The 19,526-nt window shown below is 58.3% G+C and carries 16 protein-coding genes; 2 read left to right on the top strand and 14 right to left on the bottom strand.

All coding sequences use genetic code 11. The annotated features are described in order from the left end of the window. The first annotated feature begins 55 nt into the window (after positions 1-55). Positions 56-949, top strand: a complete 894-nt coding sequence (locus E4T21_RS05020; protein WP_149283989.1) for a LysR family transcriptional regulator — start codon at positions 56-58, stop codon at positions 947-949. A gap of 46 nt (positions 950-995) precedes the next feature. Here E4T21_RS05020 and E4T21_RS05015 read toward each other — a convergent pair whose 3' ends face one another. From E4T21_RS05015 to kdgD, 8 genes are all read right to left on the bottom strand, one after another. After that, positions 996-2,078 (bottom strand): SMP-30/gluconolactonase/LRE family protein, encoded by a 1,083-nt coding sequence (locus E4T21_RS05015; protein WP_240349296.1) that lies wholly within the window; start codon positions 2,076-2,078, stop codon positions 996-998. 227 nt (positions 2,079-2,305) lie between these two features. Continuing rightward, positions 2,306-3,883, bottom strand: a complete 1,578-nt coding sequence (locus E4T21_RS05010) for an aldehyde dehydrogenase (NADP(+)) (protein WP_149283988.1) — start codon at positions 3,881-3,883, stop codon at positions 2,306-2,308. Positions 3,884-4,127: 244 nt separating this feature from the next. Beyond that, positions 4,128-5,453: an enolase C-terminal domain-like protein gene (locus tag E4T21_RS05005; RefSeq protein ID WP_149283987.1), complete on the bottom strand. Its 1,326-nt coding sequence runs from the start codon at positions 5,451-5,453 to the stop codon at positions 4,128-4,130. Positions 5,454-5,560: 107 nt separating this feature from the next. After that, positions 5,561-7,132, bottom strand: coding sequence for a galactarate dehydratase (gene garD, locus E4T21_RS05000; RefSeq protein ID WP_240349294.1), 1,572 nt, complete (start codon positions 7,130-7,132; stop codon positions 5,561-5,563). Continuing rightward, positions 7,129-8,637: a tripartite tricarboxylate transporter permease gene (locus E4T21_RS04995; protein ID WP_149283985.1), complete on the bottom strand. Its 1,509-nt coding sequence runs from the start codon at positions 8,635-8,637 to the stop codon at positions 7,129-7,131. The genes garD and E4T21_RS04995 overlap by 4 nt, the downstream gene beginning before the upstream one ends. 17 nt (positions 8,638-8,654) lie before the next feature. Continuing rightward, positions 8,655-9,098 carry a tripartite tricarboxylate transporter TctB family protein gene (locus E4T21_RS04990; protein WP_149283984.1) on the bottom strand — a complete coding sequence of 148 codons (444 nt, stop codon included), beginning with the start codon at positions 9,096-9,098 and terminating at the stop codon, positions 8,655-8,657. A gap of 78 nt (positions 9,099-9,176) precedes the next feature. Next, a complete protein-coding gene (locus E4T21_RS04985; RefSeq protein ID WP_240349293.1) occupies positions 9,177-10,235 on the bottom strand; it encodes a type 2 periplasmic-binding domain-containing protein in 1,059 nt (352 codons plus the stop codon). Positions 10,236-10,299: 64 nt separating this feature from the next. Beyond that, positions 10,300-11,217, bottom strand: coding sequence for a 5-dehydro-4-deoxyglucarate dehydratase (gene kdgD, locus E4T21_RS04980; RefSeq protein WP_149283983.1), 918 nt, complete (start codon positions 11,215-11,217; stop codon positions 10,300-10,302). Positions 11,218-11,489: 272 nt separating this feature from the next. Here kdgD and E4T21_RS04975 point away from each other — a divergent pair, with 272 nt between their 5' ends. Continuing rightward, on the top strand, positions 11,490-12,446 hold the full coding sequence (locus tag E4T21_RS04975; RefSeq protein ID WP_149283982.1) for an AEC family transporter: 957 nt from the start codon (positions 11,490-11,492) through the stop codon (positions 12,444-12,446). 227 nt (positions 12,447-12,673) lie between these two features. Here the strand turns inward: E4T21_RS04975 and E4T21_RS04970 are convergent, their stop codons facing one another. From E4T21_RS04970 to E4T21_RS04945, 6 genes are all read right to left on the bottom strand, one after another. Beyond that, positions 12,674-12,988: an antibiotic biosynthesis monooxygenase family protein gene (locus E4T21_RS04970; RefSeq protein WP_149283981.1), complete on the bottom strand. Its 315-nt coding sequence runs from the start codon at positions 12,986-12,988 to the stop codon at positions 12,674-12,676. A 43-nt stretch (positions 12,989-13,031) separates the two neighbouring features. After that, a complete protein-coding gene (gene sixA / locus E4T21_RS04965) occupies positions 13,032-13,532 on the bottom strand; it encodes a phosphohistidine phosphatase SixA (RefSeq protein WP_149283980.1) in 501 nt (166 codons plus the stop codon). After that, on the bottom strand, positions 13,525-14,604 hold the full coding sequence (locus E4T21_RS04960; protein ID WP_149283979.1) for an NAD(P)H-dependent glycerol-3-phosphate dehydrogenase: 1,080 nt from the start codon (positions 14,602-14,604) through the stop codon (positions 13,525-13,527). The genes sixA and E4T21_RS04960 overlap by 8 nt, the downstream gene beginning before the upstream one ends. A gap of 118 nt (positions 14,605-14,722) precedes the next feature. Next, on the bottom strand, positions 14,723-16,165 hold the full coding sequence (locus E4T21_RS04955; RefSeq protein ID WP_149283978.1) for an NAD(P)(+) transhydrogenase (Re/Si-specific) subunit beta: 1,443 nt from the start codon (positions 16,163-16,165) through the stop codon (positions 14,723-14,725). 15 nt (positions 16,166-16,180) lie between these two features. Further along, positions 16,181-17,752, bottom strand: a complete 1,572-nt coding sequence (locus E4T21_RS04950) for a Re/Si-specific NAD(P)(+) transhydrogenase subunit alpha (protein ID WP_149283977.1) — start codon at positions 17,750-17,752, stop codon at positions 16,181-16,183. Between the two features lie 451 nt (positions 17,753-18,203). Further along, positions 18,204-19,499 carry an adenylosuccinate synthase gene (locus E4T21_RS04945; RefSeq protein WP_149283976.1) on the bottom strand — a complete coding sequence of 432 codons (1,296 nt, stop codon included), beginning with the start codon at positions 19,497-19,499 and terminating at the stop codon, positions 18,204-18,206. Positions 19,500-19,526 lie beyond the last annotated feature (27 nt).

Below are 19,526 nucleotides of genomic sequence, written 5' to 3'. Positions count from 1 at the left end.
GGCTGATTCATGCTTATATGCTGGGAAATATGGAACTCATGAAAGGCACTCATTAATGTCTCGCGAGAACTTCAACGACCTTCACGCATTCCTGATGGTGGCAGAAAAAGGCAGCTTCACCCGAGCAGCGGCTGAACTTGGCGTCTCCCAATCGGCATTGAGTCACACTATCCGTGGTCTAGAAGAAAGGCTGGGAATTCGCCTATTGGCACGCACGACGCGCAGCGTCTCTCCAACTGAGGCCGGCGAACGCCTGATCCAAAGCCTGGGGCCCTGCTTCGAAGAGATTCAATTCGGGCTATCTTCCTTGAGCGAGCTACGCGACACGCCTTCCGGCACTATCCGCATCACCACCAGCGGCCTGGCAGCCGACACTATCCTGCTGCCCAAGCTGACGCCATTTCTTGCTGAGTATCCCGACATCCAGGTCGAGTTGAAGATTGACGATGGCCTGAGCGATATCGTCACCGAGCGCCTCGATGCTGGCGTGCGTCTCGGCGAGCAGGTGGCCAAGGATATGATTGCAACCCGCATCGGGCCGGATATACGCCTGATCGTGGTGGCCACTCCCGACTATTTCTCACGCCACCCTGAACCAGGAACGCTCCGTGACTTGACCCGACACAATTGCATCAATTTTCGCTTTCCCACTCATGGTGGCCTGTATGCCTGGGAATTCGAGCAGGACGGTCGAGAGTTCAACGTCCAGGTCAGCGGCCAGCTCGTCGTCAATAACTCGCAGCAGATACTGACAGCCATCCTGAACGGAATCGGCCTGGGCTTCCTACCAGAGGATATGGTGCGTCCGCATATTGATAGCGGACGCCTCGTTCAGGTCCTGGACGAATGGTGCCTGCCTTTCCCGGGATTCCACCTCTATTACCCGAATCGCCGTCAAGCGTCTCCCGCCTTCTCGCTGCTGGTCGAAACACTGCGCTATCGCGACTGATTGCAGGACCACACCAGTACAGATAGAGCCCCCTCATCTGCAGGTATCACGCCGCCCCTCGGGTATTCACATAAAGCGCGTAAAGGGAATGACTGGAAGCTATATACAACCGATTGCCCTTGGGTCCACCAAAAGTCAGGTTGGCACAACGCTCGGGCAGGCGGATAAAACCGATCGGCTTGCCTTCAGGATTGAACACCATCACCCCATCCAGTTCCTCCGGTTTGCCTTTCAGGGTAAACACCTTGCGTCCGGCCTCCTCCACAGGCTCTTCAGTGAGCGCTCCGTTGCTACCGTAGCCGCACCACAGGTTGCCGTCCTGGTCCACCTTGAAGCCATCGAGCGCTCCGAAATCAGCTGCGTCGATCAGCTTGGCCTTGTTGCCCAGGGTGCCATCAGCAGCAACGTCGTAGCTCCAGATGCTGCGATTGGGTGTGCCCTTCCATTCCACCACATAGAGCTTGCTCTCATCCGGTGAGAATGCCAGGCCGTTAGGGTTGACCAGGTCAGTGAGCACTGCTGTCAGGGTGCCATCCGTATCGATGCGGTAGACATTGGTGGTTTCCTGCTCCGGCTCGGCCTGTTCGCCTTCATAGTTGCCATTGATGCCGAACAGCGGATCAGTGAACCAGATACTGCCATCCGACTTGACCACGACATCGTTGGGCGCATTGAGTTTCTTTCCCTGATATTGATCGGCCAATACCGTCTGACTGCCGTCCTTCTCCGTACGCACGACACGCCGGGTCACGGAATGCTCGCAGGTAATCAGGCGACCTTCTGCATCGAAGACGTTGCCATTGGAGAAGTTCGCGGGCTCGCGAAAGACACTGAAGGAGTCGTCAGCTTCGTCGTATTTCATGATGCGATTATTGGGGATATCAGACATCAGCAACACGCCATCCTGCCGGGAATACGCAGGCCCTTCCGCCCAGCGCATTCCTGTGCCGAGCTGTTCGACCGTTGCTGAGTAAATTCGATAGTTGGCGAAACTGGGGTCCAGGATCAGCACAGCGGGGTCTGGATAGCGCTGATTGGGGGTAAAAGCGAAGGACTGCCCAAAGGCCTTGCCAAAAGCCACAGTGGCGGCCCCAGCAGCCCCATATGACAGAACGGTGCGACGTGTCATCTTCATCATGAATTCCTTGTTCTTATAACTACCTGTTTTTTAGGGAAGCACTGAATAAATCAGTCGAGCAGAATGAAACACAAGGCGCACGGAGCGCAGCAGCCGGAGCCTATGAGGGGATAGGTGAGGATTGCGAGCACCGCGCAACGAAGTGATTCGTACGCGCAGACATTTATGCAGTGCTTCTGAGAAAAAGCCCGGGGAAACTCCCCGGGCCAGTCACCTCATCAAGCTTCTCGCTTGCCATCGACCAGACGGCTGACACCTTGCGGGTTGCCATCACGCAAGGCCTCGGGCAACAACGCCTGGGGCAGGTTCTGGTAGCACACCGGGCGCAGGAAGCGATAGATGGCCGCGCTGCCCACAGAGGTGGTGCGGGCATCGGAAGTCGCCGGATACGGACCGCCATGCACCATGGCGTGACACACTTCCACGCCAGTGGGCCAGCCATTGACCATCACTCGCCCGGCACGCCGTTCCAGGGTCGGCAGCAGGCGGCGCGCGGCATCGATGTCGCCATCGTCCATCTGCAGGGTAGCGGTGAGCTGACCTTCCAGGTGCTCGGCGACCTGCTGCATGTCATCGAGGCTGGAACAGGCCACGACCAGCGAGGTTGAACCAAACACCTCGGCTTGCAGCGCCTCGTCGGCCAGGAAGTCCTGAGCCTCGGCGACGAACAGGCCAGCCTGGCATTGGTTGGGCCCCGTACCTTGCTGGCCGCGTGCCACTTCATTGGCCTTGTCGCTGGCTGCCAGACCTGCCACACCGCTCTGGTAGGCATCGTGAATGCCCGGTGTCAGCATGGTCTGGGCGGCAGCGCCACGCACGGCTTCGGCGGCGGCATTGAGGAAGGCATCCAGGTCCGGCCCCTTGATGGCGATGACCAGGCCGGGGTTGGTGCAGAACTGCCCCGCCCCCATGGTCAGGGAGGCAACGAAACCCTGGCCCAGTTCTGCGCCACGCGCCTTGAGCGCTTCCGGCATCAGCAGCACCGGGTTGATGGAACTCATCTCGGCGTAGACCGGAATCGGTTCAGGGCGAGCCTGAGCGGTCTTCATCAGCGCGGTGCCACCGGCGCGAGAGCCGGTGAAGCCCACCGCCTTGATGCGCGGATCGGCGACCAGGGCCTGGCCCACTTCACGGCCTGAGCCATACAGCAGCGAAAACACGCCTTCGGGCAAGTCACGCTTGGCCACCGCAGCTTGAATGGCCCGGCCGACCAGTTCGGAAGTGCCGGGGTGCGCGGAGTGGGCCTTGACCACCACCGGGCAGCCGGCCGCCAGTGCCGAGGCGGTATCGCCACCGGCCACCGAGAAGGCCAGCGGAAAGTTGCTGGCCCCGAACACGACCACCGGCCCCAGAGCGATATGACGCTGGCGCAGGTCGACACGCGGCAGTGGCTGACGCTCAGGCAGTGCCGGGTCGATGCGCACATCCAGCCATTCGCCAGCACGCACCACCTGAGCAAACAGGCGCAACTGGCCACAAGTCCGGCCACGTTCGCCTTCCAGGCGGGCGCGCGGCAGGCCCGATTCGGCCATGGCACGCACGATCAGGTCATCGCCAATGGCCTCGATTTCATCGGCAATGGTTTCCAGAAAGGAGGCACGCTGTTCGGGTCCGGTTTCGCGATAGGCATCGAAGGCCTGCCAAGCCAGTTCGCAGGCGCGCTCGACTTCAGCCTGGCCACCACCGGGATAGCCCGGCTCCAACGTTTCGCCAGTGGCCGGGTTGATGCCGTGGATAGCACGGCCCGAGGCCAGTACCGCCTGATTACCTATCAGTTGCTTGCCTTCGAGAGACATGAAGCTTCTCCTGTGTCTGGTTGATAAGGGAAACACTGCATAAAGGCCTGTGCGTGCGAATCACTGCGTTGCGCGGTGCTCACCATCCTCACCTATACCCCATAGGCTCCGGTGGTTGCGCTCCGTGCGCCTTGTGCGACCCACATGGATGTGGGAAGTGCGATTGTTCGTCAGGAACGAACATAGCCTTCATCCCGCTCGGCTGATTTATTCAGCGTTTCCTTGATGCAATGTCATACCATCATCAGCGAACAAGCGCTGGACGCTTGGGATCGAACTCCCAGCCGGGGATCAGATACTGCATGGCCATGGCATCATTGCGTTGGGTCACATCCAGTCCCCGGTACTTCTCGTGAGCTTCCATCAACTTGGCATCGTCCAGCTCGACCCCCAGGCCAGGAGCATCGGGAACGCGCAGCTTGCCACCCTGAATCTTGAAGGGCTCCTTGGTGATACGCTGCCCGTCCTGCCAGATCCAATGGGTATCAATGGCGGTGATCTGCCCCGGGCAGGCGGCTGCCACATGGGTCATCATCGCCAGGGAGATATCGAAGTGATTGTTGCTGTGCGAGCCCCAGGTCATGCCCCACTCGTTGCATAGCTCACCGACTGCCACGGCCCCCTGCATGGTCCAGAAATGACAATCCGCCAGTGGAATGTCCACGGAGTTGAGCTGCACCGCCAGCTTCAACTGCTGGTAGTCGGTAGCGATCATGTTGGTTGCCGTGGGCAGACCGGTGCGCTTCTTGAACTCGGCCATGGTCTCGCGTCCGGAGTAGCCGCCTTCCTGCCCGCAGGGGTCTTCGGCATAGCTGAGCAGATCCTTGATCGGCTCCAGTACGCGCACGGCTTCGTCCAGCTTCCAGGCGCCATTGGGGTCGAGCGTCAGACGAGCCTCGGGGAACGCCTCGTGCAAGGCGCGAATGCAGTCCGCTTCCTCTTCCCCACGCAACACGCCCCCTTTGAGTTTGAAGTCCTTGAAACCGTAGCGCTCATAGGCGGCCTTGGCCAGGTTGGCGACCGCTTCCGGGGTCAGGGCTTCGCGATAGCGCACTTCGTCCCAGGCATCCACCGGGTTGGTGACTTTCGGATAAGGCAGATCGGTCTTGTTCGGATCGCCGAGCAGGAACAGATAACCCAGGGCTTCGACTTCATCACGCTGACGACCATACTGGCCCAGCAGATCGGCCACCGGCATTCCCAGCGCCTGACCGAACAGGTCGAACAGGGCTGATTCGATGGCCGTGATCACATGCACCGCCACACGCAGGTCGAAGGTCTGGCGGCCACGCTCTTCCGGGCCATTCTGCGACAGCGCCTGGCGCACTCGGCTCAGGACTTGCTTGATCTCATTGACCCGAGTGCCTTCCACCAGCGTGCGGCATTGTTCCAAGCCCTTGAGGATACCTGCACTGGAGGGAATTTCGCCGACACCGCGGTTGCCGGCATCATCTTCCAGTATCACCACACAGCGAATGAACCAGGGGGCATGACCACCGCTGAGATTGAGCAGGAAACCATCTTCGCCAGCGACGGGCACGATCTTCATTTGCGTGATTTTCGGGAACATCGGTTGAGCCTCGGAAAAACAGAATCAGAAAAATGGAAAGCACGATCACATAAGGCACAGCCATCTATACAAAGCGCCGATGACAGACGCTTGCGATGGCGAGGGCCTTACGTCACCGGAGCAGGATTAAACAGCACCAGATCGTTGTAGAGCCCCAGTCGCTCAGCCGCGACCTGCTTTCGGCCGCTGGCCACATCGAGAATCAAATGAAACAGCTCCCAGCCGATGTCTTCGATGGAAGCTTCTCCGGTGGCAATACGCCCGGCATCCAGATCAATGAGGTCATGCCAGCGTTGGCCCAGGGTCGAGTTGCTGGACACCTTGATCACAGGGGCCATGGACAGGTTGTAGGGCGTCCCACGCCCGGTGGTGAACACCTGCAGGTTCATGCCTGCCGCCAGTTGCAGGGTGCCGCAGACAAAATCACTAGCCGGGGTTGCGGCAAAGGTCATCCCCTTGCGGCGCAGGCGCTCTCCGGGACCAATGACATCCGCTATCGGAGAATTGCCGGACTTGATGACGGAGCCCAGTGCCTTTTCCACTACATTGCTCAACCCCCCTTTCTTGTTGCCAGGGGAAGGGTTGGCACTGCGATCAGCCTGCCCCTGGGACAGATAGTCGTCGTACCAGGCCATCTGATCGAGCAATGCCTGCCCCACTTCCGGGGTCACGGCACGTGGCGTCAGCAAGTGAATGGCATCCCGAACCTCCGTGACTTCGGAGAACATCACGCTGCCACCGGCACGCACGATGAGGTCTGCCGCAAAGCCGACAGCAGGGTTGGCCGTCACGCCAGAAAAGGCGTCGCTGCCACCACACTGAGTTCCCACCACCAGGTCGGAAACCGGGCACGTCTCGCGACGGCGACGATTGAGGCGCTCCAGATGGCGCTCAGCCATGGCCAGGATGCCGTCGATCATGTCGCCAAAGCCCTGGAAGGATTCGTCCTGAAGGCTCAGTACATTGGCATCGGGATTCGCGGCCTCAGTGTTCTCGTAGATCTTGACCGGGCGATCGTCGATCAGTGTCGAAGGCTGCAGCTTCTCGCAGCCCAGGCCGATGACCATCACTTCGTTGCCGAAGTTGGGGTTCAAGGCGATGTTCTTCAGCGTCCGAATCGGCACTATCGCCGCCGGAGCATTGATCGCCACCCCGCAGCCATAGGCATGATTGAGCCCAACGACATCATCCACATTGGGGAATCGCGGCAATAGCTCACGCTTGATGCGCTGTACGACATGTTCCACGGTGCCCGCCACGCACTGCACACTGGTGGAGATACCCAGCACGTTCTTGGTGCCGACACTGCCATCCGGGTTGCGAAAGCCTTCAAAGGTGTAACCTTCGAGCGGCTCTACAGGCGCTGCCTTGCGAGTCGCCAGCGGCAAGCTGTCGAGGGGCGGTGGTGTCGGTAGGCGTACATTGGTTTCATTGACGTGGCCACCCTTGGGAATAGCACGGGTGGCGGTGCCGATGACTTCGCCATAGCGAACCACTGTATCGCCCTCGGCCAGCTCGGTGAGTGCCACCTTGTGGCCCTGGGGAATGGCGGCAACCAGCACCACATCATCGGCAATGCGCGTGCCTTCGCTCAGGCCACCTGCCTCCACGACGATGGCCACGTTGTCGTCAGGATGAACCTTGATGACATGCGTCTTGGGAGTCTGATCGAATTTCACTGAGCTGCCTCCAGGCGATGCTGTGCCCGCTTCTTGCATTCCATCACGATGGCAAAGATCACGGATGCGGCAATCAATCCCCACAACACCATGGCAATGGGGCTCTTGGTAAAGAAGATGCTATAGGTGCCGAAGGATTCCAGGCTCTTGACGAAGTAGACCTCCGCCGAGCCGCCCAGGATGAAGCCGATGATCAAGGGGGCGACTTCAAGGCCTATCTTCTGCACCAGATACCCGACCACGCCAAAGATCAGCAGGGTCCAGACATCAAACATGATGCCGTAGTTGATGGCGTAGGCGCCGACCACACACATCATTACGATGAGGGGATAGAGAATGTACTTGGGTACCAGCACCACCTTGGCAATGTGTTTGATGGCAAAGAACATCAGGAAGAACATCACGAAGTTGGCGAACACCAGCGCCACCATCATGATGTACCAGGTCGTGGAGTTTTCCGGAATGAACAGCGGGCCGACTTGAATTCCCTGTAGCGTGAAGGCTCCGATCAGTACCGCGGTGGTGGAATCGCCGGGAATTCCCAGGGAAAGCAGTGGAATCAGTGCCCCACCGGTCAGCGCATTGTTGGCTGACTCGGAAGCAATCAGACCTTGCGGCGCCCCCTTGCCCATCTGGCTGGAGTCCTTGGCCAGGTTCTTTTCCTGGGTATAGGCCAGAACTGAGGCGGCACTGCCACCGACTCCAGGCAACATGCCAACAAAGGTGCCGATGAAGGATGAGCGCACCAGGTTGGTCAAGCGTCCCTTGAACAGTCCCAGAGAAAAATGGCCTTCCTTGCCAATCTTCAGGGATTTGCCGGAAAGCCCCCCTTTCACGCCCTTTTCCGCCTCCAGCAGAATGGTGGAAATACCAAAGATCCCGATCAGTACCGGCAACAGAGCAAAGCCATCGACCAGATAGGGCTCGAGGAAATCGAACATCAGGCGGGTCTTGCCGTTGCCCCCGTCAGACAGGCTGTAGGTACCGATCAGGCTCAGCCAGACACCAATCACCCCGCTGAACACACCGACCAGCATGTTGCTCGACAGTGAAGCAATGACCGTCAGCGCCAGCAGGATAATCAGGAACTTTTCCACGTAGGAGAACTTGATCGAAAAGTCCGCCAGCATGGGGGCAAACAGGAACAGCACCACCGCACTGATCAAGCCCCCCACCAGGGACGCCACGATGCAGACTTTCAGCGCTCTCTCACCTTCCCCCTTCTGGGCCATGGGATAACCATCGAAGGTGGTGGTGATCGAGGAAGGCGTCCCGGGAATATTGAGCAGCACGGCAGGCACCATGCCTCCGGAAATCCCGCCGACATAGAGGCCCAGCAGTAATGCCAGACCATGCTCCAGCCCCAGGGCATAGGTCAGCGGCAGGCAGACGGCCACCGCCATGGTCGCGGTCATGCCGGGGATGGCACCGAAGATGATACCGACCAGGGTCCCCAGGGCCGCCAGCAGGAAGAAGGAAAAATCGAGTGAAGCCAGAATATCCATGATGATAGCCGCCTCCGTCAGGGCAAGGTGATGTAGAACAGCTTGCCCAGAATGAACCAGGCCAGAGTGGGCGCGACGATGGCATTGATCAGAGCAGTGATGACCTTGCGCCTGGATTTTCTGCCCATGAACATCAACGACATGAGGAATACAAAGACAATGGAGGTGAACAGGAAACCAAGCCCGGTGTACGGAAACAGCTCACCGATCACTCCCATCAGATAGAAATATGCCGCTATCAGAACCAGCGTTCCGATGAACATGCTGACATGCATCGGCTCCCCGATGATGGGAAGCGTACGCTCTCCACGCCTGACCGCGGCAAGGAAAGGCAGGACTTTCAGCACCAGGATGAAGGCAAACAGAATCGCCAGAATCCAGTGGATGATGTGCGGAAAGAACAAGTGCGAGGTCCCGAAATCAATCGAGACGTTGAACAAGGAAGACTGCACGGATTCCATAGTGACTCCGGGAGGGCATCGACAGGGAAAAGCGCCAGCCTTGGCCGCGCCTTTCCCGTACCAGAGAAGAGCCCCCGCTTACTTTTTGAGGCTGTCGATGATGTCTTCGTAGCGAGACGCCTTTTCCTTGAGATGGGCCTGGGCCTCATCTGAAGGCATGAAGTCCGGGATGAAGAAGGATTTCTTCTGTTCTTCCTGGATTTCCCCTTCGGCATAGATCTCTTCCAGCGTGGCGTCGATCTGCTCGACAATCGCTGGATCCATGTCCTTGTTGTAGAGGAAGAAGAACTCCTTATCGAAGGTGAAGTCTTCATCTCCCATGGTCACGCTGACATTGGGTTCCACATACTGCAGCAGAGTCTCGCGGTCGGTTTCGCCGAGGCCGCTTTCCGGTGCCTGCTGGATAGTGTCGTGCCGGGCCGTCAACCAGACGAAGCGCATGGCCTTCTGATCGTCCTCCGGCAAGCGTGTGTATTGCTCGTTGGCCTGCACGGAACCATTGATCAGATCGGCCTGGTCATCGAACAGCAGCTGGTTCTTGTCCGCCTGAGAACCGGTATTGACCGCCACCAGGTTGTCTTCCTTGCCGGGATGCTCAATGCGAATGGCATTCTTGAGTGCGGTATAGCCGATTTCCGAGACACCGCCCGGTTGGATCGCGACTCGAACTGTTGTGCCATTGCCGACTGCCTCGATGATGTCATCGAGCGTCTGGTAGGGAGAGTCCTTGGGAACCAGATAGGCATTGCCTGGGTTGATGGCAATGGTCGGACCGACGGTATAGTTCTCGAAGGGATCCTTGTAACCTTCCACGCCGTAGAGGTGGCCGAGGTAGGACTGATCATGGAAGATCATCAGGGTATTGCCACGCGGATCACGATCCAGCGCACGATAGGCGGCACTCACCCCTACCGCATCGACCTTCATGCGAACCCCCAGCTTGTCGGCCAGCTTGTCCACCACGATGGAAGAATTCTGGTAGGTATCGCCGCCAGTGGAGCTGGAGCCGATCACGACACGTACATTACCGCGCAGAGGACCATCTGCCGCCATGGCAACACCAGCCCCCAGGGCCAGTGTTGCAGCAAGTACAGATGCGACCATGCCAAATGCAAAAGGATTCTTGGGCGTGCTCATCTTTCACCTCTCAAACGATCGTTGTTATTGGTGTTATTGATGATATGGGTCGTTACGCGAATGCTCAGAAGCTCCTGGCACGCTCGATCAACTGCGCAAGGCGGGCACTTTCCTCGGCATCCGGCATCTCCAACGGGGCGCGTACGCTACCGGAAGGACGGCCAATCAGCTTGGTGCCTTCCTTGATCAGACTCACGGCATAGCCGGACTTGTTGTCACGCAGATCGACAAAGGGCAGGAAGAACTCACGGGAAATCTTGCGCACCGTGTCAGAGTCTCCTGCACGCAGTGCCTTGTAGAACGTTACCGCCATGTCAGGCACGAAGTTGAAGACAGCGGATGAGTAGGTATTCACACCCACCGCGAGATAGGCTTCTGCCATGATCTCTGCCGTGGGTACCCCTCCGACATAGCTGAGCCGCTCACCAACGGACTTGATGATACGGTTCAGGGCCTGCATATCGCCCTTGCCATCCTTGAGACCAATCAGGTTCGGACAGGCATCGGCCAAGCGCTGCACGGAGCGTGCATTCATCACGCCATTGCCACGGTTGTAATAGATCACGCTGACAGAAGTGGAATCACAGATCTGACGGGCATACTCGACCAGGCCATCCTGAGGACACTCGGTCAGATAAGGGGGCATCAACAGAATGCCGTCGGCGCCCTCTTCCTCGGCAATTTGGGCAAAGGTGGAAGCGGTGGCCACGCTAAGGCCGGCGCTGGCAATCACCGGAATCTTGCCGGCGACAGTCTTCACGGCCAGACGCACCACTTCCCGGAAGTCGTCGACAGACAGGCTAAAGAACTCCCCTGTCCCCCCCGCAACGAACACGGCGGAAATGTCGTGGCTGATGAACCACTCCAGGCGCGCACGATAGCTGTCAGCGTCAAAGCGACCCTGATCATCGAAATCTGTCACCGGAAATGACAGCAACCCATCGCCAATGGCCTGTTTGACTTGTTCGCGTGTAAAACTCACCTGATAGCCCTCATCTCACCTGTTCTATGTGGGAACATGAAGCCAGGAGGAGACACGCGCATGAGTGGCTGCGCATCCCTTGATAGCCTCAATGTCATACATCATACAAATGATAAACTAGCCATCCTGAAACTGACTGACAAGAGACGATATGGTAGATTTAGACCAAAGTTTAACCACCACCCTGCCTTCCCGATCACTACTGACAGCATCTGGAAACGATCTCGTCAGGTCGTGAACAAAGAGGTCGGCCTTACCTCCAGGACAGCGGAATGTCGCTCCTCGATATCTTTCTCGCCACCCTCAATATCACCCTGCCCGTCTTCGCCATGGTCTTTATCGGTATCGGTCTCAAGCGCTTGAAGTGGATCGACCAGACCTTCGTCAACACCGCCTCCAGACTGGTATTTCGTGGCACCTTGCCGACACTGATCTTCCTCAGCCTGCTGAATGCCGACCTCGATACGACGTTCAACCCTTGGCTATTGGGGTTCTTTGCCCTGGCCACGTTGGCCAGCTTCCTGGCTTGCTGGGGCTGGGCCATTCTGCGAGTGAAACGACCACTGCGTGGCATCTATATCCAGGGGGCCTTCCGGGGCAATGCCGGTATTGTCGGACTGGCACTGGCGGCGGGAATGTATGGTAACGCTGGTCTTTCGACAGGAGGCCTGCTGCTGGGGGTGGTGATACTGAGCTATAACGTGCTGTCGGTGATCGCCCTGGCTACTTACCAGGAACGCCAGGATGGCACCGGGGTGGATTGGGCCAGCATCTTTCGCCATATCCTGCATAACCCGTTGATTCTGTCTGTGCTGGCCGCCATCCCGCTGGCTATCCTTGATATCAACCTGCCCAAGTGGCTGGACACCAGCGGCCATTACTTCGCCTCACTGACCCTGCCTCTGGCCTTGATCTGCATCGGCGCGACCCTTTCCACCCGAGCCCTGCGCCAGGGATATCGCACCACGTTCAGTGCCAGTATCGCCAAGATGGTGGTCATTCCGGCGGTCGCGACCTGGCTGGCATGGGCATGCGGTTTCGAAGGACGGGAGCTGGGTGTGCTGTTCCTGTTCTTCGCCAGCCCCACCGCGGCTGCAGCCTTCGTCATGGCCAAGGCCATGGGTGGTGGCGAAACGCTGACTGCCAACATCATCGCCCTGACAACACTCCTGGCCAGCATCACGGTAACGGCCGGGGTGTTTGTACTTCGGGTCAGTGGACTGATCTAGGCTTTGTACGAAAAGTGCCTGCGCTTGCTCATGCTGCGTTGGCAGCGATCTCAAAATGCTCATTTACACCCTGTAAACTCTGCTTTTTGACTCGCGGCCTCCCTGCCGCTCGCTCTACGAGCAGCGGAGCTGCCCAAATCGCCATTCCTGACGATTTGTCGATCGATTCCGCCTTGCCTGATCATCGCTCGCCGACTTTTTACACAAAGCCTAGGCCGTTCCACTGCTCAGCCCCTGGATTCCGTCCCCACTACCACCTCGAACTGTTCCAGGCCACCTCCTTCTCGGGTGGCTTCCTTGGGCAGTGGGTTGGCATGGGCAAGCTTGAAGTCTTCACTGCCTACCCAGGCACGAAAGGCATCCTGGCTTTCCCATTCGGTTTCGACGACATAGGGCGCCTGGTTGCCCATGGGGCGCAATACGCGCATGGCAACAAAGCCAGGCTGCTTGTCGATCTGGCCGACCCGGGCACGAAAACGTGCTTCGAACTCTTCTTCGAAACCAGGGTTCACATAGATCCGGTTATTGACGATATAGCCCATCGGGTTCTCCTGTTCAGCAACGGCTCATTTCAGCTGCGACGGCTCATTTCAACTGCGATGGTGTCATCAGACCGACAAGGCGCGAGCAACCGGCAGCACGTACATCAGCGTGCAACTCAGCAATGGCGGCCGTGGAAAAGCCGATGCCGGCATCATTGCGCCCTTCGATCAGCATGCCGGTGAGTGCTGCAACCAGCGGCATATGACTGACCAGTATCAACGGACAATCATCATCCTCGCCCAGCAGCCAATCGATGACGACCTGGGGAGAATCATCCGGAGTGATCAGTTCGAGGGTGTCGATATCAGGCTCGCTCCCTGACCTGTCGGCCAGGGCATCCGCCACCAGGGCCGCGGTCTGCTGGGCACGCACGTATGGGCTGGCAACAAGGCGCAAACGTGCGACATCCAGGTCCTTGCGCTTGGCCAGCCAACGTCCCATGCGACGGGCCTCCTTCTCACCTTTCCTGGACAGGCGCCGATCAGGGTCAGGAAAACCTGGCTCCGCCTGGCCATGACGCATGATCAACAAGGGTTCAGCCATCGCTTCGCTCCCCTGGGTTTTCTGCCTGTCGCTGGTCCTGCTGCACATGCTCGCGAGGCAGTACGAATTCCACATCGCTGCTCTGTTCGCCACGCATCAGCAGCTTTGCCATCTCCCGGGCTGGCACGCCCTCGAACAACACCTGGAAAAGCCCCTCGGCCAGCGGCATGTAGACATTGTCCTCACGCGCCTTATCGCGCACCAGGCGAACTGTGTTGACGCCTTCCGCTACCTGCCCCAGGGATTCCACTGCCTCATCCAGCGCCTTGCCCTGCCCCAGGGCGTAGCCGACCCGATAGTTGCGCGACAATTGGGATGAGCATGTCACAATAAGATCCCCCACCCCAGCCAGGCCAAGGAATGTCATGGGATTGGCGCCCCGAGCCACGGCAAAACGACTCATCTCGGCCAAGGCCCGGGTCATCAACATGCTTCGCGTGTTTTCTCCCATGCCCAGAGCGGCCGCCATGCCAGCCGCAATGGCATAGATATTCTTCAGTGCGCCACCCAGCTCGACACCATAGCGATCGTTGCTGGCATACACGCGAAAATAATCACACCCCAGGGCAGCCTGGATACGTGAACGCGTCGTGGCATCCTGGCTGGCAATCACTGTGGCGGTGAGTTGCTTGTCGGCCACTTCCGAGGCCAGGTTGGGTCCAGACAGCACCCCGACATGGGAAAAGCCGGTTTCATCCTCGAGAATCTGGCTCATCAGCTTGAAGCCATCTTCCTGAATTCCCTTGGTCGTACTGACCAGAGTCTGCTCCGGCTTGAGCCAGGGGCGCGCCTGTCGTACGACGTCAGCAAAAGCCTTCGATGGAATGGCCACCAGAACGACATCGGCGCCGTCCAGTACCTTGCTCATGTCAGTCGAAGCCACCACCGCGGAATTGATGACGTAATCTGGCAGATAGCTCGGGTTGCGATGATCGCGGTTGATGCTTTCCACCAGGGAGGCATCACGCAACCATTGGTGCACTTCGCAACCATTGTCCGCTGCGATGCTGGCCAGCGCCGTGCCGAAGCTACCACCGCCCAGAACCGCTACCGTCATGCGCTCATCAGTCATACTGTCTCCAACCCAAGAATGTCCTGTACGGATTGTAACGAAAAACGCCCCTCGCAAGGGGCGTTTCCATCAGGACATACTGCAATTGATGACGCTGGTACCCGTCGAACGACGGCAACTAGTCGATCAAGGACAGCAAAGAGTCGATACTCTCGCGGGCATCGCCATAGAACATGCGGGTATTCTCCTTGTAGAACAGCGGGTTCTCGATACCGGAGTATCCCGTTCCCTGACCACGCTTGCTCACGAACACCTGCTTGGCTTCCCACACCTTCAGTACCGGCATCCCTGCAATGGGGCTGTTGGGATCTTCCTGGGCGGCCGGGTTGACGATGTCGTTGGAGCCAATGACGATGACCACGTCCGTGGAGGCAAAGTCATCGTTGATCTCATCCATTTCCAGCACGATATCATACGGCACCCTGGCTTCGGCCAGCAGCACGTTCATGTGGCCAGGCAAGCGCCCCGCTACCGGGTGAATACCGAAGCGCACTTCCTTGCCTGCCGCACGCAGCTTGCGTACCAGGTCGCTGACAGCGTTCTGCGCCTGGGCCACCGCCATGCCATATCCGGGAACGATGATGACACTGTCAGCATCATTCAGCGCAGCGGACACGCCTCCGGAGTCGATGGCGATCTGCTCGCCTTCGATCTCGGCTGCCGGGCCCTTGCTGCCACCAAAGCCACCCAGGATGACGTTGATGAACTTGCGGTTCATCGCCTTGCACATGATGTACGACAGAATCGCACCGGAAGAACCCACCAGGGCCCCGGTCACGATCAGCAGATCGTTAGACAGGGTAAAACCGATAGCCGCTGCGGCCCAACCGGAGTAGCTGTTGAGCATCGACACCACCACCGGCATGTCCGCACCACCGATACCCTGGATCAGATGCCAGCCAATGAAGAATGCCAGAGCAGCAATCAGCAGCAACGTCCAGAAGCCTGCGCCACTGAAGTAGGCAATGGCCAGCAGCAAGGACAGTACCGCCGCACCTGCATTCAGCCAGTGACCGCCCGGGAACTGCTTGGGCTTGCCGTCGATCTTGCCTGCCAGCTTGCCGAAAGCGATGATCGAGCCAGTGAATGTCACCGCACCGATGAATACGCCCAGCACAACCTCAACCTGCAGGAAGCTCAGCTCTGCGGCAGTCTTGTGTGCCAGTGTCCCGGCGAAGGCCGACAGGGAATCAAGGGATTCTCCAGCAGCGCGCATGGACAGGACACGCTCGCGCTCAAGGTCGGCGTTCCAGCCGACGAACACTGCCGCCAGACCGACGAAGGAATGCAGGGCAGCAACCAATTGCGGCATCTCGGTCATTTCGACCTTCTTTGCCACCACCACGCCGATGGCCGCACCGATGGCCATCATCGGCAGCATCAGCCAATAGCTGCCGATACCCGGCCCGAAGGCAGTAAAGAACACCGCCAGGCCCATACCGACGATGCCATACCATACTGCTCGCTTGGCCTTTTCCTGATTACTCAGTCCACCTAGCGAGAGGATGAACAGGACACTTGCCGCTATTGCCGCGGCAGTTACGAATTGATGTCCAAACATATCGTATCTCCGCGGTCAGGACTTCTGGAACATGGCCAGCATCCGGCGTGTCACCAGGAAGCCACCCACGATGTTGATGGATGCAATCAGCACCGCGATACCCGCCAGCAACGTGACCAGCCAACTGCCCGATCCTACCTGGAGAACGGCACCGAGAACGATGATTCCGGAAATGGCATTGGTCACCGCCATCAACGGAGTATGCAATGAGTGGCTGACGTTCCAGATCACCTGGAAGCCCACGAAGCATGACAGCGCGAAGACAATGAAATGTTGCATGAAAGAAGCCGGTGCCACCTGACCCAGCAGCAGCATCAGCACACCACCAGCGGCAAGCATGCCGATCTGGCGCTTGCTCTGTGCCACGAAGGAGGCATGTTCCGCCGCCTTCTTCTCTTCCGCGGTCAGTTCCTTTTCCTTGGGTTTGGGCTTCGCTGCTGCGATCGCCTGAACCTTGGGAGGCGGTGGCGGGAAAGTGATTTCACCCTGGTAGGTGACCGTAGCACCACGGATGACGTCATCTTCCATGTCATGCACGATCTGGCCGTCCTTCTCAGGTGTCAGATCGGTCAACATATGACGGATATTGGTGGAATACAGCAGTGATGACTGGGTCGCCATGCGTGAAGGGAAGTCCGTGTAACCCACCACGACCACACCATTGTCAGTGACAATGCGCTCGTTGGGCACGGTAGCATCACAGTTACCACCTCGTTCAGCGGCCAGGTCGACGACCACGGAGCCCGGCTTCATGGCCTTGACCATGTCATCCAGCCACAGCTTCGGCGCAGGACGGCCCGGGATCAGGGCAGTGGTAATGACGATGTCCACTTCCGAAGCCTGCTGGCGGAACAACTCCAGTTGCTTCTCGCGGAATTCGGGGCTGGAAGGCGCCGCATAGCCACCTGTCGCAGCGCCATCCTGGCTATCCTCGAAATCCAGGAACAGGAACTCAGCGCCCATCGACTCGATCTGTTCCGCCACTTCCGGGCGCACATCGAAAGCACGCACCACGGCTCCCAGGCTGGTTGCAGTACCGATGGCTGCCAGACCGGCGACACCAGCACCAATGACCAGCACCTTGGCCGGAGGCACCTTGCCCGCCGCAGTAACCTGTCCGGTGAAGAAGCGGCCAAACTGGTTGCCAGCTTCGATGACCGCACGATACCCGGCAATATTGGCCATGGAAGACAGAGCATCCATTTTCTGGGCGCGGGAGATCCGCGGCACCATGTCCATGGCAATGACATTAGCGCCCTTTTCCTTGCAGCGCTCCAGCATCTCTTCACTCTGGCCTGGCCAGAAGAAACTGATCAGCGTCTGGTCCTTGCGCAGCTGGTCAGCTTCCTGCTGACTCGGCTCACGCACCTTGACCACTACATCGGCCTGATCGAACAACGCCTGGGCATTCGCCACGACCGTAACGCCAGCCTGCTCATAAGTTTCATCAGAGAACCCGGCAAGCTCCCCGGCACCACTCTCGACCAGGCACTCATGACCCAGTTTCTGAATCTGCCCAGCACTTTCGGGGGTCAACGCTACCCGCGCTTCCCCCTCGTACCTTTCCCTTAGTGCTCCAACTATCACTATGGATCTCCCATGTGGCCAACGTTGTATGGACACGTGCGAGCCTTCTCAGCCAATCATTGGCTGAGCAGTACGACAAGCTGCACGTTAATCCCACTTATTATGTTTCGCTTGCTATCTATTACTTTTTGTCGTTCCTATCAGTGTTACCTCTTGTGGATACCGACACAAGAGGCACATGTATTATTATTGTGCATAGCAACATAACGACAAATTACTGAATCCATTCAGAGAACCTTCTTCTCTGGATTCGCATAAAAAAGGCCGACAATGATGTCAGCCTTTTTACGATGTTTATTATATCTCCCCGACTTGGTGTTATCTGATTTCGCTACACCTGTCATGAGAGACTTGTATCCATCTGGTTGCTTCAACAGTTTCCCGACACCCGGTCTACCCTCGATTTTCCAGGTCTACCGGGTCTCTCGCTGCCTGCCAATTCCGCTACTGATCAGCCAGAAAACGGGTTACGCAGCACAATGGTTTCATTGCGATCGGGGCCTGTGGAGATGATATCGATCGGCGTCCCTACCTGCTCCTCGAGGAAGCTGATGTAGGCGCGGGCGCTGGCCGGCAGATCCTCGACACGCTTGACCCCCAGAGTGGACTCATTCCAGCCCGGCAGGTCCTGGTAAACCGGCTCAACGGCCTCGTAACCTTCTGAATCCACAGGGGTGTCCAGCACTTCACCATCCTTGCTGCGATACCCTACACAGACACGGATGTTCTCCAGGCCATCGAGAACGTCCAGTTTGGTCAGGCACAGGCCAGACACGGAGTTGATCTGCACCGCATGACGCAGAGCCACGGCATCGAACCAGCCGCAACGGCGAGCACGCCCTGTGGTTGCACCGAATTCATGACCACGCTCGGCCAGGTGGCGGCCATGCTCATCGAACAGCTCAGTGGGGAAAGGACCAGAACCGACACGAGTGGTGTAAGCCTTGGTGATACCCAACACGTAATCCAGATACAGAGGACCGACACCAGAGCCTGTCGCGGTACCACCAGCCGTGGTATTGGAACTGGTCACATACGGGTAGGTACCGTGGTCAATATCCAGCAGAGAGCCCTGAGCCCCCTCGAACAGGATGTTTTCGCCCGCCTTGCGTAGGTCGTGAACCAATCCCACGGTATCAGCCACCATGGGCCGCAACTCGTCAGCCATCTGCATGGCGCTGTCGAGAATGGACTGGAAGTCCACTGCCGGTTCGCCATGATACTGGGTCAACACGAAGTTGTGATAATCCAGTACTTCCCCCAGCTTGGAGGCAAAGCGTTCGCGGTGAAGCATATCGCCTAGACGCAGACCGCGGCGCGCCACCTTGTCTTCATAGGCCGGGCCAATGCCGCGACCGGTGGTACCGATCTTGGCGACGCCACGAGCTTTCTCACGCGCCTGGTCGAGACGCACATGGTAATCCAGGATCAGCGGACAGGCCGGCGACAGGCGCAGACGCTCACGCACTGGTACGCCTTTGGCCTCCAGCTCGTGAATCTCCTTGAGCAGGGCTTCTGGTGAGAGAACTACACCATTGCCGATCACACAGGTCTTGTCTTCGCGCAGGATGCCGGAAGGAATCAGATGCAGGACGGTCTTTTCGCCATCAATCACCAGGGTGTGACCCGCATTGTGACCGCCCTGGAAACGCACCACCGCAGAGGCAGACTCGGTCAGCAGGTCAACCACCTTGCCTTTGCCCTCATCGCCCCATTGGGTGCCCAGTACGACTACGTTCTTGCCCATTGCTTCTCATCTCTCCGTTTAGCGCCA

The sequence above is a fragment of the Halomonas binhaiensis genome (assembly GCF_008329985.2).
GTDB lineage: Bacteria > Pseudomonadota > Gammaproteobacteria > Pseudomonadales > Halomonadaceae > Halomonas > Halomonas binhaiensis.
Note: the sequence above shows the minus strand (reverse complement) of the source record. Positions and strands in the feature narration are given on the sequence as shown.